At 43.2% G+C, this 19,136-nt stretch carries 11 protein-coding genes; 6 read left to right on the top strand and 5 right to left on the bottom strand.

Annotated features, from left to right (window positions below; all coding sequences use genetic code 11):
• Positions 1–69: 69 nt before the first annotated feature.
• From SNE_RS03120 to SNE_RS03110, 3 genes are all read left to right on the top strand, one after another.
• Complete coding sequence (locus tag SNE_RS03120; protein WP_013942874.1) at positions 70–1,185, top strand: Glu/Leu/Phe/Val family dehydrogenase; 1,116 nt, start codon at positions 70–72, stop codon at positions 1,183–1,185.
• A 419-nt stretch (positions 1,186–1,604) separates the two neighbouring features.
• Positions 1,605–3,272: an Hsp70 family protein gene (locus tag SNE_RS03115; protein WP_013942873.1), complete on the top strand. Its 1,668-nt coding sequence runs from the start codon at positions 1,605–1,607 to the stop codon at positions 3,270–3,272.
• Entirely contained in the window at positions 3,244–5,676 is a 2,433-nt protein-coding gene (locus SNE_RS03110) for an ankyrin repeat domain-containing protein (RefSeq protein WP_013942872.1), read from the top strand. Before SNE_RS03115 ends, SNE_RS03110 begins: the two co-directional genes overlap by 29 nt.
• A gap of 40 nt (positions 5,677–5,716) precedes the next feature.
• Here SNE_RS03110 and SNE_RS03105 read toward each other — a convergent pair whose 3' ends face one another.
• The 4 genes from SNE_RS03105 to SNE_RS03090 form a co-directional block, all read right to left on the bottom strand.
• A complete protein-coding gene (locus tag SNE_RS03105; protein ID WP_013942871.1) occupies positions 5,717–7,798 on the bottom strand; it encodes an ankyrin repeat domain-containing protein in 2,082 nt (693 codons plus the stop codon).
• Positions 7,795–8,541, bottom strand: a complete 747-nt coding sequence (locus tag SNE_RS03100) for an ankyrin repeat domain-containing protein (protein ID WP_041418732.1) — start codon at positions 8,539–8,541, stop codon at positions 7,795–7,797. Before SNE_RS03100 ends, SNE_RS03105 begins: the two co-directional genes overlap by 4 nt.
• 66 nt (positions 8,542–8,607) lie before the next feature.
• Entirely contained in the window at positions 8,608–9,906 is a 1,299-nt protein-coding gene (locus tag SNE_RS03095) for an MFS transporter (protein ID WP_013942868.1), read from the bottom strand.
• A 2-nt stretch (positions 9,907–9,908) separates the two neighbouring features.
• Positions 9,909–10,532 carry a thymidine kinase gene (locus tag SNE_RS03090; protein WP_013942867.1) on the bottom strand — a complete coding sequence of 208 codons (624 nt, stop codon included), beginning with the start codon at positions 10,530–10,532 and terminating at the stop codon, positions 9,909–9,911.
• Between the two features lie 257 nt (positions 10,533–10,789).
• Here SNE_RS03090 and SNE_RS03080 point away from each other — a divergent pair, with 257 nt between their 5' ends.
• From SNE_RS03080 to SNE_RS03070, 3 genes are all read left to right on the top strand, one after another.
• Positions 10,790–12,733 (top strand): beta-1,3-glucanase family protein, encoded by a 1,944-nt coding sequence (locus SNE_RS03080; RefSeq protein WP_013942865.1) that lies wholly within the window; start codon positions 10,790–10,792, stop codon positions 12,731–12,733.
• 114 nt (positions 12,734–12,847) lie between these two features.
• A complete protein-coding gene (locus SNE_RS03075; protein WP_158307204.1) occupies positions 12,848–17,914 on the top strand; it encodes an autotransporter domain-containing protein in 5,067 nt (1,688 codons plus the stop codon).
• 75 nt (positions 17,915–17,989) lie between these two features.
• A complete protein-coding gene (locus SNE_RS03070) occupies positions 17,990–18,661 on the top strand; it encodes a hypothetical protein (RefSeq protein WP_013942863.1) in 672 nt (223 codons plus the stop codon).
• Positions 18,662–18,721: 60 nt separating this feature from the next.
• Here the strand turns inward: SNE_RS03070 and SNE_RS12140 are convergent, their stop codons facing one another.
• Complete coding sequence (locus tag SNE_RS12140) at positions 18,722–19,048, bottom strand: hypothetical protein (RefSeq protein ID WP_013942862.1); 327 nt, start codon at positions 19,046–19,048, stop codon at positions 18,722–18,724.
• Positions 19,049–19,136: the final 88 nt, after the last annotated feature.

The following is a 19,136-nucleotide window of genomic DNA, read 5'->3' as shown; positions in this document are numbered from 1 at the left end:
TCAGTTTTTTTGGGTATTAAAAAACCTCAAGGATTTAAGAGAACATCTGGTTAATAGGGAGAAAAAGCAATGAACTTGAAGCAAGAAGAAATCGAAATCGCTGATTACGAAAAGGTTGTTAAATTCACAGATGCGGATTCAGGTCTTACCGCAATCATTGCCGTTCACAATACTGATCTAGGCCCGGGACTCGGTGGAACTAGGATCTATCCCTACAAAAAGTTTGAAGACGCACTGACCGACGTTCTTCGCCTCTCAAAAGGAATGACTTACAAAGCCGGCATGGCCCAAGTGGGACTAGGCGGAGCAAAAAGCGTTATCATTGCCGATCCCAAAACCGAAAAAACTCCCGAGCTCCTTCATGCATTTGGCGAAGCCGTTAATACTTTCCATGGAACCTACATCTGCGCTGAAGACGTTGGATGTACACCAGAAGATATTGAAATCATTCTTCAAAAGACCAAATACGCCTGCGGCGTTCACAATCTTCGTGGAAGTGGAAACCCTTCTGCCTACACCGCTTGGGGCACATTTCTCGGCATTAAATCCGCATTAATGCACCTTGAAAATCACACCTCTTTAGAAGGAAAAACTTTTGCCATTCAAGGAGTCGGAAGCGTCGGCCGCCGCCTCATTGAACTTCTTTTCTGGGAAGGGGCTCAGCTCATCATCTCAGATATCGACGACGCTGCAGTCGCTCGCTGTGCTCACCAATATGCTGCTAAAGTCGCTGCCCCCGACGAAATTCTCTATGTCGACTGTGACATTCTTGCTCCCTGCGCGCTTGGTGGAGTTTTCAACGAAGAGACCATCCCCAACCTGCGCTGCAAAGCTATCGCTGGAGCAGCTAACAACCAACTCTTAAACGAATCAGATGCTGATCTCCTTTCTAAACGGGGTATCCTCTATGCCCCCGATTTTGTGATCAATGCTGGAGGGCTTATCAATGTGATGCACGAGCTCTCGCCAGACGGTTATCAAGCACCTCGTGCCAGAGAAATGACCAAGAAAATCTATCAGCAACTAATCGATATCTTTGAGATTGCAAAGCAAAAGAAAATCTCTACGCACCAAGCAGCTGTAAGTATCGTTGACCATCGACTTGAGCATGGAATTGGAAAACGTTCAGAAGAACTTTTTTTCCGCTTTGCGCCAATAGAACCTTCCCATGCTTTGACATCTTGACAATCTCATCTTAGGATAAAACCTCCTAGCCAAGAGCGATGGTGTCAAATAAAGTTCCTCCAAAATGAAGTGAAAAAGTGCACTTAAATGGGGTTTTGGCCATTTCTAGATTCCCGTTTCGTATGGCAGCATGAAGCTTCTATCATTCGATTTCAGCAACCAAGTAGGGAGAATTTTCACCATCTCCTCTGAAAAGGCATTTTTGCAACAGATGCTTATTCCGAAAATCAATGATCCTTATAATAGGCGCACGCCATATACATAAAAAGGTCTGCTCCTCATCTACCTCTCTGAATCAAAAACAATTCAATAGAGAGGTCTCTTCCCATTGGTTTTCTAAAGCTAAGTCAAGGGGCGTTTCCAACTGTATTTTTTTACCAGATTCCAGTATCATTATGCCCTTTGTAACATGAGTTTTTATGATCGGGATCGATTTAGGAACAACACATAGCCTCATTTCTGTTTGGAAAGATCAAAAGCCTATTTTGATCCCCAACCAGTATGGCAAAATGCTTACTCCCTCTGTTGTTGCACTTGATGAGGAAGGTCATCTTCTTGTTGGAGATTCTGCATTGAAGAAGGTCCATGCGCTCCGCAATTTTAAGCGTTATATGGGAACGGCAAAAAAGTTCCTTCTCGGAAATGAGAGTTTTCTTCCCGAAGAACTGAGCGCCATGGTTTTGAAAAGCCTTATCCGTGATGCTGAAGCGTTTCTTGGGACAAAGGTTACAGAAGCTGTTATCACAGTTCCAGCCTATTTCAATAATGCTCAACGAAAAGCCACACATTTAGCAGGAAAACTTGCGGGAGTTCAGGTGGAACGACTCATTAATGAGCCAACTGCTGCCGCCTTAGCATACGGTCTTCATAAACGAGATTTAGAAACAAAGTTTTTAGTTTTCGACCTCGGTGGTGGGACTTTCGATGTCTCTATTGTGGAACTATTTTCTGGGGTGATCGAAGTTTGTTCAAGCGCAGGTGACAACTACTTAGGGGGCGAAGATTTTTCTCAACTGATTGCCGAATTCATGAAAGGTCAGCTTTGGAAGCGCTTCCAAATCGATCTCATTGAGTTGCCACAAGAAGTTCAACAGTCATTTTACGAGCAAACTCATATCGTCAAACACGCTCTTAGCAGCCATGAGGAAACGACATTTCAAATAACTCTTGATGAGCAAGAGGTTGTTTTTCCATTCACCCGCAGCCAATTTCAAAAGCTCGCTTCCCCACTTTTTGATCGACTTCAAGCACCGCTTGAGCAAGCGCTGAGCGATGCACGTATTCGCCCTCACGAATTAGATGCGGTGATCCTCGTTGGAGGAGCAACACGAATGCCTTTGATTCAATCTGCCATCGCAAAAATGCTGGGGCTGTTTCCACAAACAGCTGTTCACCCCGATGAAGCTGTTGCTTTAGGAGCCGGTGTACAAGCGGCCCTTAAAGAGCGGCATGAAGAACTTCGCGATGTTGTCATCACTGACATCTGCCCCTTTTCACTAGGGACGAGTATTTACAAAACGCAGTATCAGACTTACAGTTTTTGCCCGATCATCGAACGCAACACAACTATTCCTACCAGCCGGGTTTCGACTTTTTGGACAACTCTAGATCAACAAACACGTATGTGTATCGATGTCTATCAAGGCGAAAGCTATAAACTCTCTGATAATATTAAAATTGGGGAATTTGAGATTCTTGTTCCTCCAGCATCTGCAAGCCAAGAATCGGTTGATGTCCGTTTTAGCTACGACATCAATGGCCTTTTAGAGGTGGAAGCAACAGTCAATAGTACAGGCGACAAAAAAAAGATTTTGATTCAAAACCAAGACCACCACTTATCAGATGAAGAGGTCCAAAATAGCCTAAGAAAACTTACAAGTTTAAAAATTCACCCTCGCGATCTTCCCGAAAATCGGGCAATTATGGCAAAACTGGAGTCTTTGTTTGAGTTTCATAGAGGAGAAACTCGACAGGAGCTCGCCTCTATGATCGATGAATTTAACGCGGCATTAAATACTCAAAATCCACATACTATCGAAGAAATCAAGCAAGCACTCTATGAATATCTGGACTATTCTAAACATTGAGCCGACTACTGACAAAAAGCGGATCCGACAAGCTTATGCACAAGCATTAAAGCTGACAAATCCCGAAGATGATCCTGAAGGGTTTGCTAAACTTCGGCAGGCTTATGAAGAGGCTTTAAGTGGTGAAGAATCTTCTCTTCGTGAAGATGTCTGCTTCCCCCTTTTAGATGAAAAGGCACAAGTAAAAGTCTTAGAACTTCTTAACTCTCCTCAAGACCAGGCTCTCAAAGTCTTCAAAAGGTTTGTTAAAGAAGGGTTGTTTGCCGATTTGAGCTTTCGTATCGCATTTGAAGAATGTCTCTTTCAAGCCCTCTACGAATTTCCTCCCCTCTCACGAGACCTTTTCCTTGCCCTCCATTTTTATTTTCATTGGGAAAGGAGACGTTTTACCGAAAATTTTGAATGGCTCACTGATCAGCACGAGCTCACCATTCACCTCAACTTACTTGATCTTTGGAAACAAGATCCCTCTTTCACCCCATTGATGCAAGCTGTCGCGATGTTAGATTTAGAAGTAGTCAAAACCCTCCTCCCCTCAGATCTCAACTCCCAAACCAAAAATGGAGATACAGCTCTACATCTTGCTTGTCTTTTACGAGCTCCTTTGATCGTAGAGGTTTTGCTTCAAGCCGGCGCAACAGTTGACGTTGAAAACTCTGAAGGGAAAACACCTCTATCAATTGCTGTAGAGCATGATGACTTAGAAATCACCGAAGCTTTGACAAAGGCGGGTGCGAATCTTAAACATCAAGATGTTAAAAATCGAAGTGTTTTCCACCTAGCAGTCGCTTTTGGCAGCGTCATGCTGTTGCTTTTTTTAACAAAATATATCGACATCAAAGACGAATATGGCGCTTTGCGAAACGCTATTCTCAATAATCAAAGAGAAAAAGTTAAAATTTTAGTCGAGCACGGAGTCGATCTTCACCTCCCACCTAATGGAGAAGAAGACACCCCAATCATATGCGCCATCCGCAACCAAAAGCCCGAAATCCTCATTGACTTACTCGAGCATGGGGCAGATCCTAACGAGTTGCAATTGGATTGCACTCCCTTAGAGTTTGCTGCAGTTCGAAACAACTGTCATGCCATACAAGCCTTGCTCCGAGCAGGAGCAGACCTTTCCCATTATTATGGCCGTTGCATTAGGCGCGCATTTGATTTCTCTCAGATCGAAGCTGCACACCTTCTTTTCGCTTCGCTAGATCCCAAAAAAGAAGAAGAGCTTAAAATGATGAACTGCTACGCAGTGCAAGGAGCCATTGCCGGTTACATCGGACTAGAAGATGAGATTCGTATTCTGTATGGTCTGGAAAACTACCCCCCTTTCACCTCTTCCACCCTTCCTCCACTTCACCAAGCAGCTTACCTTGGCAACCTTGAACTCTTAAAAAAGGAAGTGGAACATGGGGGACAAATCAATGACATCGACCCCACTTTCACACTCACTCCTCTCTACTGTGCTGCCCAAGCAGGACACACAGCCTGTGTAGAATTCCTCCTGAATCAAGGTGCAAAACCAAACATCACAACGCATCACGGCCTTGCTCCCCTTCATGCTGCTATCCAAAACCACCACTATGAAATCATGAATCTTCTTCTCGAGTATGGTGCCGATTGTAACTTAGCTAAAGTGCTCATGTTCTCTCCCCTTTTCATAGCTGTTAAATTTCAAAATGAAACTGCATTTGATCAACTCATTGTACATGGAGCAAAAGATCACCCAACTGGTTTTTTTCACTCTGCCCTAGCGCCTGCTGTTTACAATGGAAACCTCGAAATGCTGAAAAAACTTACCTCCCATAGCGCCAATCTCAAACAGGTGATGCGCTTCAGATGCTTTTCCTTGCTATACATTGCTGCCCGCTACAATCAAACAGAAGTCTTATGCTACCTTCTCTCTCTTTCTCTTCGCCCTGATTGGGAACCCCGTTCCAAGCCAAAATTTCCTGAAAACTTCCAAGACCTCCTCCCACTGACACCTCTCACTGCAGCCATCAAAAACGGAAATGTAGAAGCCACGCAATTATTGCTTGAAGCAAAAGCGAATCCCAACCGTAAATCCAATGGATTCCCTCCTCTCCATTTTGCTAGAAGCCATCCTGAAACGGCTCACTATCCCGAAATAGAAAACGCCTACATCCAAATCATCGATCTACTCCTCGACGCAGGAGCCAAGATTGATGCGAAAGCAAAAAATGGGGATACTTACTTGATTCACGTCATACGCTACCGCTTAGAAGGGATTGCAATACACTTAATAAACAATGGAGCAGATTGGACCATTCCCGATGCAGAAGGAGTCGCGCCTCTTGAGCTCGCAGAAAGCCATGGGCTCAGATCACTCGCCCACCTTCTCAAAGACCATCAGATTCCTCATGAAACCCATTTCATACCAAATTAACAAAATCGCATTTTGGTATGAGAAATTTAAAACTCATTGATTACGGACTTAAAAAACCTTCAGAAATGAAATATAGAAGCACACTTTTGTGATTGCATTCTGCTGCAAGGGCAAAGGGGGTTTTGACATCTGGAGGAAAAAGGTCTGCGCCATGTCCTCTCAGGAGTTTGACCATCTCCAGATTTCCGTTTTCTGCGGCAGCATGCAGAGGTGTCCGCCCGCCCTTCGACCAGCCATCAGAAGAGTTTTGCAAATTGACATTAGCGCCCTGCTCTAAAAGAAGTTTGACACCTTCGAGCCAATCGATTTCAGCTGCTCGATAAAGGGGGGAAATTTTCAATCTTTTACAGTTTAAATCCACCCCTTTCGAAAGACACTTTTGCAAGAGGTGCATACTGCGAAAATCAATGATCTTTAAAATAGGCGCATCGCCATCCCATTTATGCGCAAACGGGTCTGCTCCTTTTTCAAGAAGATAATCGGCGAGCTCTTCACGCATCTCTCCGAATCGAAAGCAATTCATTAGAGCGGTCTCTTCCCACTGATTTTCTGAGTTGATATCAACTCCCTGATCAAGCATGTGGCTGACGATGAGTCGACTGCCAAGACACGCCGCCTGAGGGAGCATGTCCGAACGGTTAGCTTTGACGCCGAGAGAAAAAAGCTTTTCGGCAATTTCACAATCCCATCCATCATAAAGGGCATAATGCAAGAGATTTTTTCCATCTTGATCGACAAAATCAACCGCTGCCCCCTTCTCTAAAAGATAGTTTACGACTTCGGGTTTTCCTTTTTTCACAGCTAAAACTAAAGGAGTGAGTCCATGAAAATTCTCTGCGTTGATCAGAGCACCTTTTTCAATGAGCTTTTTCACGCTCTCAAACTCTCTACTGTCAACAGCACAGTGCAAAGGAGTGTTGCCTTCCCGGTCAGAAAAATTCGGATCGCCTCCATGATCGAGTAAGATGCTGAGGCATTTAAAACAGCCATGCCGACTAGCGATGTGCAGTAATCTCTGAATGAGCTCTTTAGAAATTCGCTCTTCCATGAGCGCCAACAGCGTATCGGAATCATCTTGATAAACCGCCCAAAAAAGAGGTCCATCTTCATTTCTTGTCACAAGGCGCTCTGCAAAGATTGGACTTAAGGGACGTGAGGGGAAAAAATGCTGAAGATCTAAGATGACTGACTGAGGCTTAATTTCGGTTTGGCGATATCCTTCTGTAACAAGAGTCACTTGATTGCCTTCTACCTTCAATTGCCCAAACCATCTATCTCCCAAAAAATGTTCACCAACCCGTTTAATGACAACCCGTTCTCGTTCTCCGTTTTCATCAGCTAAATAAGGTTCCACTTCAATTGTAAAAAACAATAACCCTTTAAACTGCCCTCTTCCTCCACCACATTCATCTGTCAACAAAACGTAAACATCTTGATCCGTTTTACCAATATAAGAATACTCAAACGATGCTGTTTCCAAGGAACTCAGTTCTTGAGTGAATGAGGGGAATTCATAATTTTCTATGGCTTTACTTTGCCCATTCCAAAGTTCAATGGCACTTCCATCATTATGCGCATAGCTCGGCCATGGGGGCGTCAGACTGTGAATGACATGGGGGCTAATGTAGGGAGGTTCCACAAACGAATAGGGAAAACTTCTCGTTACATCTTGACTCAGCTTTAAATCGGTTTTAATTTCTCGTTGCTTTCCTGGCTCAAATCCAAAAAGGTTTTTCTCAAGATATGTCGTGTACCACTGAGTTGCTTCAACTGAAACAGACGCTTTTGCATAAGAGACATGAGTGCTTTCCGCATGATATGCAACCACCTCTTCTAGTTTTTCTCTAAAGTCCCAAAACGACTGCTGAAGCTCTCCTATTTTCTGTTGTAAAGCTTTATAGGAAGCTTCCCACTTTTCAGCAAAGTAGATGTCAAGTTCACCTTCATCGGCTTTCCGAGAAGGGAGCTTTATCTCATCGAGATAGATTGTTAAGTTGTTTTTAAATTCAATCCACCTTTCATCAGCCTTCTTGAACTCATCAAACACTTCTTCTTCAAATGATTGCCCCTGCGCAAGGGTAAAAAGTGAGAAAAATAGGCAGGAGAACACTTGTTTTTTCATGACACAGTTTGGACCACTTGATCTTGCTCTAATATCCACATGACGAGTTCTTCATAGCCAGCTTGGCAAGCAAAATGGATAGGCAAATCCCCTGATGGCTGTTTTTCTAGAAGTTGCTCAGGATATTTTTCGAAAAACCAACGGATAAAACCCTGGTTCTTTTCATACCAACTTAAGAAATGGATGGGCAATAAGCCTTCTTTTGTTCTGTCATTTGCGCAAGAAGGATCTTTTTCTAAAAGCCACTTGATGACTTGAAAGTTTGAACTAGAAAACGCATGATGAAGTAAACTATACCCTTCGTCATCCTTAGCTTCCAATTGAGTAGGATCTTGCTCAATCAACCATAAAAACAGAGTGAACCCTTCATAATCTAATTGATTTTGCACAAACTGATGAATCAAGAGTCGACCGCTTTTATTTCGTTGTTGAAGCACAGTTGGTTCTTTCTGAATCACCCATTTGAGAAGCTCAAATTGCTTGGTATAATATCCAAGAGAGTGGATCGGATAGTCCCCACTGTATTCATTCTTTTCGTGAAGGAGCTTAGGATCATACTCTGCAATCCGCTTAAATAATTTCGGACATTCTTGAAGAACATGGAGAAGGGTGTTGTTGTCATTGTCCCGTGTTTGCATCAAATTTTCATCGCGATCAATTAGTTTTTCAACCAAATGAAAATGACCACAATATGCAGCTTGCATGGCAGGAGAAGCCCCGCTTGAATTTTTCTCATGTAACATTTTATTAGCCCTCATTTTAACAAAGATGGGCCAAACGTTAAAATACTCTGACTTTGCTTGCAACTCTTAAGTTTTTAGTGAAGCAGCAGCTTTTTGAGGTTCTTTGATCCTTGCTAATGCTATGAGGGCAATGACAAACCCGATCGGGAAGATCATAAACGCTGTCATAAAATCTTTTAAAGCATAGAGAGGTGCACCATTTTGCATCGCTCCACTCCAGCTATAGTCGAGCAATTTGCCTGAAAGAGGTTGAATCACTCCTGCTATCCCCATGATGATCAGCGCGGCAATGCCCATCGAAGTTCCCGTTAGCTCTTTAGGATTACTTTCTGTAATGGTCGGATACCCGATCACTTGGCTGCTCGTAAAAAAGCCCAATGCAAAGAATAAAGCTGTGAGCATTTTCTCAGATGGATGAGGAATGAGGATAATGGCAAACATCACAATCAGTGAAGTGAGGCCTCCAAATAGCATTGGCAAGCGGCGCTTACCGATTTTATCAGAAACCCAGCCATAGATCGGCGATCCGACAATGGTTCCCATACAAATCATACTGACGATAAAGGAAGCATTGGTCAAAGGAATCTCGTGCACTTGCGTAAGAAAAAGGGTTCCCCAAACAGCACTGATGATCATAAGCGGCATGTTTAAAAAGCACGTATATAGCCCGCAGCAAATGTTTTGGATGTTAAGGACTGAACGTTTAACTCCTTCCCAAAATGGAAGCTCAGCGCTTTCTTCTTCAGCTCTGAGAAATCCTTTTGGCGCGTCTTTGACAAAGGAAAAAATTAACGCAAAGATAGCAACACCAATCAGACCATCGATAAAGAGAGCCTGACGCCAATCAAATTTTTGGGCAAGAAGGGAAAAGGGAACTTGCGCTACAACACCTCCAAGCATCCCCATAGTGATCATCAGTCCGACAATAAACGCTTGTTTTTCTTTAGGAAACCAACGTGAAATGAGCATCATGCAACTTAAGAAACAAAAAGCATTGCCTATTCCTGAAAGAAAATGACAAACACAGGCAAAACCAAACGAGTGAGCGCGGCTAAAGCCCAAAGTTCCAATCACGCAGAGAAAAAGGGCTGTTAAAATGACTTTCCGCACTGAAAAACGGTCGAGCAAAATGCCAGCAGGCAAAAGAAAGATCACATCAGCAAGTAAATAGGTGGAACTGAGCGTTCCAAATTGAGTTGCATTGAGTCCAAGATCCCGAATAAGCATTGGGGATAAGGCATTCATTACATGCAATTGAAGCAATTCATAAGCAAAAAAAAGGGACGCCGAAAAACAGACGATCCAAGGGAGAATTGCTTTTTTCCAAAGACTCACTTCAGACGGGGAAGATTGGGTCACTGACATGATTAACTCCTATTAGAATGGGTCTTTCCAAATGCAATTTCTTCGATGGCATCGATGGCTTCGACAAAATGCTTCATGCAAACTGAAAGGTAACTTTCATTCCCACCAATATGGACTTGATTTCCTTTACTTACGGGACTCCCTTCCTCGTCGATACGCATGTTCATGGTTGCTTTGCTTCCGCAATGGCAAATGGTCTTAATTTCAACAAGTTCATCCGCCCAAGTGAGCAAATACTGGCTCCCTTCAAAGGGCTCTCCTAAAAAGTCTGACCGGAGACCATAACACAAAACAGGAACGTGTAGTTTTTTCGTAATTGAAACGAGTTGTGCTACCTGTGATTTCGTAAGAAAATGGGCTTCATCAATTAGAACACAATGCAATGCGCCAATCTCATCGATTTTTTCTTCGGTTTGATAGTAGATATTCGTCCCCTTTTCGAACAAAAGAGCTTCCTGTTTCAGGCCAATGCGCGAATAAATTGCAGGATCGCCAAAGCGATCATCAAACCGAGGGGCCAAAAGGAGGGTGTTCATCCCTCTTTCACGGTAGTTGTAACTCGATTGAAGCAGTGTTGTACTTTTTCCCGCGTTCATTGCCGAGTAATAAAAGTAGAGTTTTGCCATGAACCTATCTCAATGTTTTAAAGTGATGATTTTTGAGCGAATTTTTTTACATTCTCGTGACATTTCGACCTACATAATTGAGCTGTCAGGAAAATTTTCCTTTTACGATACGCAAAACTCACTTTTCTGCACACTCGAAAAGACTAGAATTCCATTTCATGAAAAAAAATTAAAAAAAAAATTCCCATTCTTAGTAGGATTAGCTTTTTGATTGAACCAAAGTAAGCGATCCCCAAAAAAATAAAAGGACAGCGAATATGTATCTTTCCTATTTTGCTAGAATAATAGTCTTTGTAGCGACAATTCTCTCTACGCAACTTTTGCAAGCCGTTCCGCCGACACCACTGCAAAACTTCTGTCCCGTTGTTTTAGTGAATAATTCAACTCTGGATGCAAGTCGCGTTTACTTCGTCGCTCATGGAAATGACCCGAACGGTTTCCCCTGTTTTTTGGTTCCAGACGGAAATGGAGTTTGTCAGTTTGTCTACCCTACGGGAAGCGGCTCCCCAAGCTCAGCTGAAGTGAGTAAAACTCTTAACCAGCTTCCCACAGCTACCGACTTACCACCTGGTTTCACTAATGGTTACTTGATTTATCTCCCCATCAACAGTTCATCTAGAGCTTATCTTTCGATTGACCTCCCTATGTATTTGGGAACAGCTATCAATCCTGCCCTTGGTGTCATGGGCATCCAGGATTCTTCTGTCACTTCACGAACCGATCCAAACTTCTACACTTTATATCAAGACTTTGAGTTTGGGATGGTCAATTCCGTTACCGATTCCGAAACGAATTTATTTTTAAATTTGTCTTGGGTCGATTACTTTTGCCTCCCTATGCAATTGTATACCTACAGTTACGCGACAGGTCAGGAGATTAATATTGAAGGGACGTATGCCTCTGGCACAATCGCTTCTAACACACGCGAAAATATCATTTCCGCGATGAATACCGGATTAGGTCAAGGACAAACCTACCCATCATGGGAGTATTTGGACGTCCCGTTTTACGATAATCCTTACACAGATACAACACCCTCTAGTTGCGTTCGTATTCTCGCAGCAAAAAACAGCATTGACTTGGGAAAAAGTCCACAATTTCAAGGGGGGCAAGTTGCTCCAAAATTTTTCCCAGCTAACTACGGCACAGAAACGGTGCATCCCCCACTAGCTAGTACGAGTTTTTACCAAGCTGTTTATAACCACTACCTGACAAACACCCTTTATGCTCAAGTGTTTCCTGCCAATGAACCAGCTGAAAACTATACAATCACTTCCGTCTCAGGTTCACCTCTTGTCTTGAATTTCGCAGCTCAAAGCAGCGGTACTCTAGATGTGCAACTTGATCTTAACAATCTTGATTTTGATCAGTTGCTAAGTGGCTCTAAATGGCCTTTTACACCAGCATCTGTTCCCGCAGCATACACAAATGAACTCTCGAAACTCATCAGCGCGCTCTTTACGATCGGAGAATTACCGAATACAGGATTTACAACATCTCCTGGTAGTCCTTTTGTGAATAACAATGGGGGGTATGGTGCTCTAACCTATTTTAGCAACCCTACTGGCTATGCCAATGGCCCTTGGTATAACCTTTACGACATCGAGCTGCATAAATTACAAATCAATAAAGGAAAAGTACCTAGTAATCCAAACTATGGGCTAGGGTATGGTTATGATTTTGATGACTTATTGAATATGAGCGGGCTGATCAATGGGATTGAAATTCAAGACGGCGTGGGCAACCCGTCGCAAGTAACAGATGCTTCCGAGCCTTACATTATCGTTACGCTGGAGAGTTTATCTGGAACAACTGTTCCTAATCTTGCGCAAAGCAATCAAGCCTATCAGGTAAGTATGGGTTCGGCGGCAAACGGTACAACGGTATCGTTTACCTACTTTGATGGGACAACAACCCATACAGATGTTCCCGCCTCCACAACTACGAGTACAAACTTAGGAATGGTGCAAGTCGATGAAAGCAACCCTTTTATTATCAAGTTCACTTTTGATGGAACAGATTATGAGTACCATATAAATGTTCAAAACCAAGCCGTTCTTCCCGCTTCTGCAACAAGCACATATTCTGCAATTGACCAATTTTTCCTAAATAGTATTGTCTTCTCAAAATCGGGAGGAACACAATCAAACCCACAATTTACAATCACTTACAATAGCTCACCACCTCCTTGGGCTGGATAGGATTAACTCTTAAAAATGTGAGTCTAAATGAGATTAAGAAAAGCTTTACTCTTACTAATCATTCCCTTCAATTTGTTCGCTGCTACTAAAACTTGGCAAGGAACCACCAGTTCCATGAATACCGCGAGTAATTGGAGCCCTTCCGGAGTCCCTGCCGCAAATGATGATTTAGTCTTTCCATCAGCAGCTACAATTAAAACGCCTAATAATGATATTGGCACTCTGACCGTTGGCACATTGACGTTCAGTGGTGGCAACTATACGTTATCAGGTAGCCCAATTGTCTGCTCGGGAGCTGTCAATATCACTCAAGATAGCGTGATTCTTAGTCCCTCAAGTCCAAACCAATTTACCGGCGTCATCAATGTAGGCACGATCACAAATCAAGCAACGCTGACTGCTGGGAGTGCTGGAGCAATTGGAAGCACATCTTTTCAGCCAAGTGTGACGATACTGGGCCCTATGGGAAGCCCCAGCACATTGGCTTTAAATGGCAATGATAACACCTTAAAAACCCTGGCTGGGAATCAATACACTTCAGTCACTCTAGGTTCGGCAACACTCACCGTGACAGGAGGCTCTACAAATCTCCCTCTTTACGGACCCGTGTCTGGAACTGGTAATTTAGCCGTCCCTTCGGGAACACTTGCTTTAATGGAAACAAATACATATTCAGGAACAACGACCATTGAGACTGGTGGATCTTTAAATGTTCTAAAGGGATTAGGTTCAACATCACAAGTCAATTTCACATCTGGTGCGGGAACGCTTGTCTTTGGAGATTCACTGACTTCAAACAAACCCCTTCAAGTCACGGGTACTGCTTCTATTAGTGTCAATGACTACAATGTCAGTCTTACCGGGGCGTTAACAGGAAGCGGAGCTTGGACAAAACTTGGGAGGGGAACACTAACTGTAACGAACTCTAGTTTATCAGGGCCTCTCACCCTCTCAGGAGGGATTTTAAATGGCAACGCAGCTAGTTTAGGAGCTCCATCATCGATCACGTTCAATACTTTTGGGGGCACTCTTCAAATCGCTGGCAATATGACACTCAGCCAATCTATCACCCTTGCAAACCCTGGTGGATTTGATACTAATGGATTCAATCTCGAACTCAGTGGTCCTATCACCGGAGCAAACCCGCTTACAAAAACAGGAGCTGGCACACTCACCTTGACAAACGTAGGAAATAACTACGCTGCAAAAACGATCATCAAGCAAGGAACCCTGAGTGTGACACCACAGACATTTTCATCTGGCTCCACACAAGTTGTTTTTGATAGCCCAGGAAGTGGCATTCTTCAAATTACAGATGACTTCTCCAGTTTTACCCCTTCGGTTGTCTTGTTTGGGGACGGAACGATCGATACAAACACGCATAACATGACCATTTCTGGAGTGGTTGCAGGACTTTCGACAAATGCTTTTAACAAAAATGGAACGGGAACATTGACTTTCACTGGTCAAAATGTTTATCAAGGGCCCACAAATGTCAACGCTGGAACACTTCAAGCAGGCATTGCTTCCACTTCAACCTATGGAGCCTTCGGACTCGGTTCAGATGTTACCGTTGCCTCTGGAGCAACTCTCGACTTTCAAACCTTCCAAAATACAGTTGGAAGTTTAGACAACTCGGGCTCAACCCTAAGCAGTGCTACAATTGATGCTACCAGTTTCACACAAGCGAATTCTGGATCGCTCGGATTAAACTTTCCGACGACTAATTCAACACCTGTTGGGAATATCTCAACAACAGGTGCCATTAATTTAGATGGCACACTAGATGTCACAAGTACGGGTGGTTTTACCCTTACGAGCGGCGAAGTCATCTTACTACAATCATCAGGGGCAGGAAAGCAACTCGCTGGCACATTCTCCACGACCAATCTCCCCTTTGGAAAATTAAAATATGACTATACCCAAAACCAAGTCATTTTGGGAGTAGGTGGCTGTGATGGGACTTGGAACACAACAAGTAGTGGTGAATGGGGAACAGTAGGAAACTGGCTCTCTTGCGTCCCTGGAATTAATAACAATAGCCAAGATTCTGCCACATTTCCTGAACTTGGTGCAGGAAATGTCACTGCCACTCTTTCAACTGCAGGGTCTACTCAACCTGTCACCCTTCACGAAATCGCATTTAATTCCTCTACCACTAACTATACAATCAAACAGTTTAACACAAGTAGCGTGATTACCTTAGACGCCCCAGTTGGGAGTTCCAATCCTACTATTCATGTCACCGCAGGAACTCCGACAATTGATGCTCCCATTGTCCTCAATACTGACTCAATGCTTCAGTTAAGTTCTGGAACGCTAACTCTAGGTTCAAACACGACGATCTCATCTTCTAACACCGCAGATTTACAAATCACCGAAGGGAACATGAGCGGAACATTAACAAATAACGGCTCGATCACTCCTCACAGTCTGACAATCGTAGGAAGTACTCTTAATAACAATGGGACCGTTCAAACCACGGGCCCCATTGACATCGAAGATCTCCAAGGACTTGTCAATCCCATAAACATCAACAATTCTTCAACATTTACTGCTGGCACAACTTTAAGCATCGGAGGAAACGCGACCGTTACAAATAGCTCTACCATGACTTCTGGGGGGAATTTCACAATTAACAACGGCTCAGTCACGAATCAATCTGGTGGTCAGTTAAACGCTGGCTCAGGTAGCCTTCTCTCTATTACGGGAGGCACTCTTATAAATGATCAAGGTGGAATGTTAGGATCTTCAAATGCAGATCTATTATTAACGGGTGGTTCACTCAATTCTTCTGACCAGGTCTTGGCAAATAACTACACTCAGAGTAGTTCTGGAACGTTAGGACTCAACTTTCCGACTGCTTCAGCATCTCCCGTTGGAAACATTTTAACTATGGGTGCAATAAATTTAGCAGGCACCCTAAACGTGACAAATACGGGTGGGTTTGCTCCTCCTACTGGAACTGAAATCGTTTTATTAAAATCATCGGGCGTAGGGCAGCAACTCTCTGGCACTTTCGCCCCTACTAATCTCCCTTTTGGTGTATTAAAATATGAACACAACCTAAACCGAGTCGTTTTGAGTGTGGGTGGTTGCGATGGCACTTGGAATACAACAAGTAGTGGTGAGTGGGGAACGGCCGGGAACTGGGTCTCTTGCATCCCAGGAATTAGTGGCAACTCTCAAGATTCTGCCACATTTCCTGAGCTTGGCGCTGCAAATGTGATTGTCACTCTTTCAACTGGTGGCTCCGCTCAGCCCATTACACTTCACCACATCTCATTTAACTCGTCTACGACCAACTATACCCTCAAGCAGTTTGACAACACCAGTACGATCACTTTAGCCCAGCCCGGGGGAAGTTCCAATCCTTCTATTCACCTCACAGCTGGAAATGCGACAATTGACGCTCCCATTGTTCTCGATGACACCTCGGTGATTCAATTAAGTTCCGGAACGTTAACTCTTGGTTCCAACACCATCATCACATCTAATAACAATGAAAGTTTACTCATCAGTCAGGGAAACACAGGTGGTACATTAACAAACCATGGCTCAATCACTCCCGCCAGCCTGACCATCGCAGGCAATACCCTCATGAACCAATCGGGTGCTCAGATAACTACTGGCTCAGGTGGAGTTCTCTCGATCACTGGTGGGAGTATTACAAACAGTCAAGGGGCGACATTGGGAAGCAATGATGCAGATTTTACATTTACTGGTGGAACTCTGAATAATTCTGACATTATCAAAGCAAAAATCTATACCCAAAGTAGCCCAGCCACTCTTCAGTTGAATCTCTTGACAAGTACAGATTTTGGAAAAGTTGTTGCAAGTGATAAAGCAACCCTCGGTGGAAATCTCATCGTCAATGCCTCTTCAGATCCTTCCTTAGCAACAAACCAAACTTTCGATCTAATTACAACGGCAAATGGCATTTCAAACACCTTTTCTAACGTCTCATTCCAAGGATTTCCCGCCTCAGTTATTCCCGATCTCGTCTACCTATCTAATGCTGTTCAATTAAACACCGCTCCCGCAGTTCCAGGACATTTTAGTGGAAATCATTCTCATATTTCCGTGGGAATCCTCAAACAACACAACTCATATATTAGAAGAAAATGCTTTCAATTTAGAGACCGACTTCCCAATGGTGCTGCCCCAGCAAATCAAAACGCCATCTCACAAATTGACCTCTTAAACCCAGAAGTCAAAGGAACTCTCGCATCTCTCGATGATCCGCCAAGCATGAACTCTACCGAACAAAAAGAGATCAACCCCAACTTACTGCCACTCCCGACAGGAGCGAGCTCCTCAAGATACGGAAAAGTCTACATTGGTCCAGTTGCCTCCTTTGGAGAAATCGATTCAAGAAAAGATCAAATCGGCTCAACCTACACCTCTGTTGGAGGATTAATTGGCGCAGATTATCTTTTTAGCGAGATTGAAAAATTCCCCTGTAATATTGGACTGGGTGCTACCCTTCAGTACCGTAGACTTTGGGGAGACGGAAAAAGCAACTCTGGAGATTATCAAAGCCATATTCTCCATGGAAGTATTTATACCTCCTTTATTCCCCAAGCACTCCAAGCACTTTCTATCGAAGCCATTCTTGGATACGCTCATATTTGGGACCACTTAAATCGAAAAACTGGTGTTAATAACAAGAGCACAGCAAGAAGTGATACAGATCAAAACCTCTTTGATGCCCTGCTTGGTTTGGAGTATACCCTCACCTTACCCAAACAGTTTTCATTCACACCCTATCTGTACTTGCAGTACATCTACAATCACATTGATGGTTTCAAAGAAAGTGGAGCCGGTATTTACAACTTAAAAGTGAAATCTCAATCTATTGACTCTTTGAACACACAATTAGGAGCTAGAACCTGTTACAGCCTAATAAGAAAAAACTACACGGTGACATTCGAACTCGATGCGGAATGGATCAGAGAGTACTTAAATAGTGATCGATCGGTCGGATTTACACCTTTTGTCATCACAAACCAACCCACAAATGTCACAGCTTTTGGACCGTCTAGAAATAGCCTCTTGCTTGCAGTCGATCTGCTATTACGCTTTGCTAACGGATGGCAAACTGAAGCCAGCTACACTTTCCAATACAACAGCTCATTTTATGACCATTTCTTTTACCTAGGGGTGGGAAAGCGATTCTAGAGAGTGTTGTCATATCACGGTAGACAAAAAAGTGTTTTAGGAGCATCCTTTGCCGTTTATTTGTGAGATTTAACTATGCTTCAATCTCTTTGTGCACAGACGAGTATTTCCAGCCTTTGCGAAACTGCTTCGCAATTTGCTTCAAGTTCGAGTCAGTTTCACCCCCTTTTTCAAGGATTTGGGGGATACGCTTTAACAACTGGAGTCGATCGCATCGCAAGGTTTTTCTTCTTAAGTGGAAGTGAGCGAGCTGTTCCAAATACATTAGCTCAACTCTTATTTAGCGCCGTTGCCGAAGAATGTCTCTATTCTATCATTCTCCCCTCTTCGACCCTTTATGCATTACCGCTTCGTCTCATCTTCTCTTTTTCTGTATGCTCTAGTGCCACACGTTCTCTTGTTGGAAAGCCAACAACAAATGACCAAGGACTGACAACAGATACAAAAGTTGGTCTTGTGTGGGCGATAATGCATGAATTGATCTTACAAACAACCCCTCCTGAAATTTCAACGCCCATTTTAACTCTCGCATACATCTCTATTTTCGCCTTGAGCGAAGTCGCTCCTGCAAATCAATGGCCTGCAGCTCCAGGGATTTTAACGCCTGCCTGGAATTATAAAGTCATCTCTGCTTGTTTTTTCCGGGCAACTGCGAGCTACTTGAGAACTTATTCTCCTCTCGCTCCCTTTGTGCAGCATGCGTTTTTCAATCTTCATACTTACTTTTCAAATCAGCATCAGAGATAAGCAAACACTCCTCAAGCATTTAGGCTAGAACAAAAAATATTCTTTACATAATTGAGAGAATTATCCAAAAAGCCTTCTTTGTCTTTCAAGCTCTTCTCTTCTTGCTTCTCGTTCTTCCTCCTCTCTCTTTCTTAGTTCTTCTTCTCGCTTTTTCTTTTCCTCTTCGCGTTTGGCTTCTTCTTCTTTTCTTTGACGTTCTTCTTCAATATGTTTCCGATCCTCCGCCTCCATCTTCATTCTCAATTCCCCATCTCGACGAATAGCTTCTTCATCCGCATGAATATCCAATTTAGGAGCAAAAGCAAAGCATTTAGATCCCAAAGATGAAATCGGATTTATTCCAATAAAAGCCAGACCAAACAAGAAAAATAACAGATAATAACGCATATGTCTCACTCAAATTCATAAGTACCTCGTTTATTAACGGAATTTAATATACCTCAAAACTATCAAATTTTGTTAACATTTAGAAATT

It is taken from the genome of Simkania negevensis Z, assembly GCF_000237205.1.
Classification (GTDB): Bacteria; Chlamydiota; Chlamydiia; order Chlamydiales; family Simkaniaceae; genus Simkania; species Simkania negevensis.
Note: the sequence above shows the minus strand (reverse complement) of the source record. Positions and strands in the feature narration are given on the sequence as shown.

Bases quoted from the DNA above. Each gene is read 5' to 3' on its own strand.
- SNE_RS12140 (WP_013942862.1), bottom strand. From the start codon at position 19,048: ATGCGTTATTATCTGTTATTTTTCTTGTTTGGTCTGGCTTTTATTGGA.
- SNE_RS03105 (WP_013942871.1), bottom strand. From the start codon at position 7,798: ATGAAAAAACAAGTGTTCTCCTGCCTATTTTTCTCACTTTTTACCCTT.
- SNE_RS03095 (WP_013942868.1), bottom strand. From the start codon at position 9,906: ATGTCAGTGACCCAATCTTCCCCGTCTGAAGTGAGTCTTTGGAAAAAA.
- SNE_RS03110 (WP_013942872.1), top strand. From the start codon at position 3,244: ATGAATATCTGGACTATTCTAAACATTGAGCCGACTACTGACAAAAAG.
- SNE_RS03075 (WP_158307204.1), top strand. From the start codon at position 12,848: ATGAATACCGCGAGTAATTGGAGCCCTTCCGGAGTCCCTGCCGCAAAT.
- SNE_RS03115 (WP_013942873.1), top strand. From the start codon at position 1,605: ATGATCGGGATCGATTTAGGAACAACACATAGCCTCATTTCTGTTTGG.
- SNE_RS03120 (WP_013942874.1), top strand. From the start codon at position 70: ATGAACTTGAAGCAAGAAGAAATCGAAATCGCTGATTACGAAAAGGTT.
- SNE_RS03100 (WP_041418732.1), bottom strand. From the start codon at position 8,541: ATGTTACATGAGAAAAATTCAAGCGGGGCTTCTCCTGCCATGCAAGCT.
- SNE_RS03080 (WP_013942865.1), top strand. From the start codon at position 10,790: ATGTATCTTTCCTATTTTGCTAGAATAATAGTCTTTGTAGCGACAATT.
- SNE_RS03070 (WP_013942863.1), top strand. From the start codon at position 17,990: ATGCTTCAATCTCTTTGTGCACAGACGAGTATTTCCAGCCTTTGCGAA.
- SNE_RS03090 (WP_013942867.1), bottom strand. From the start codon at position 10,532: ATGGCAAAACTCTACTTTTATTACTCGGCAATGAACGCGGGAAAAAGT.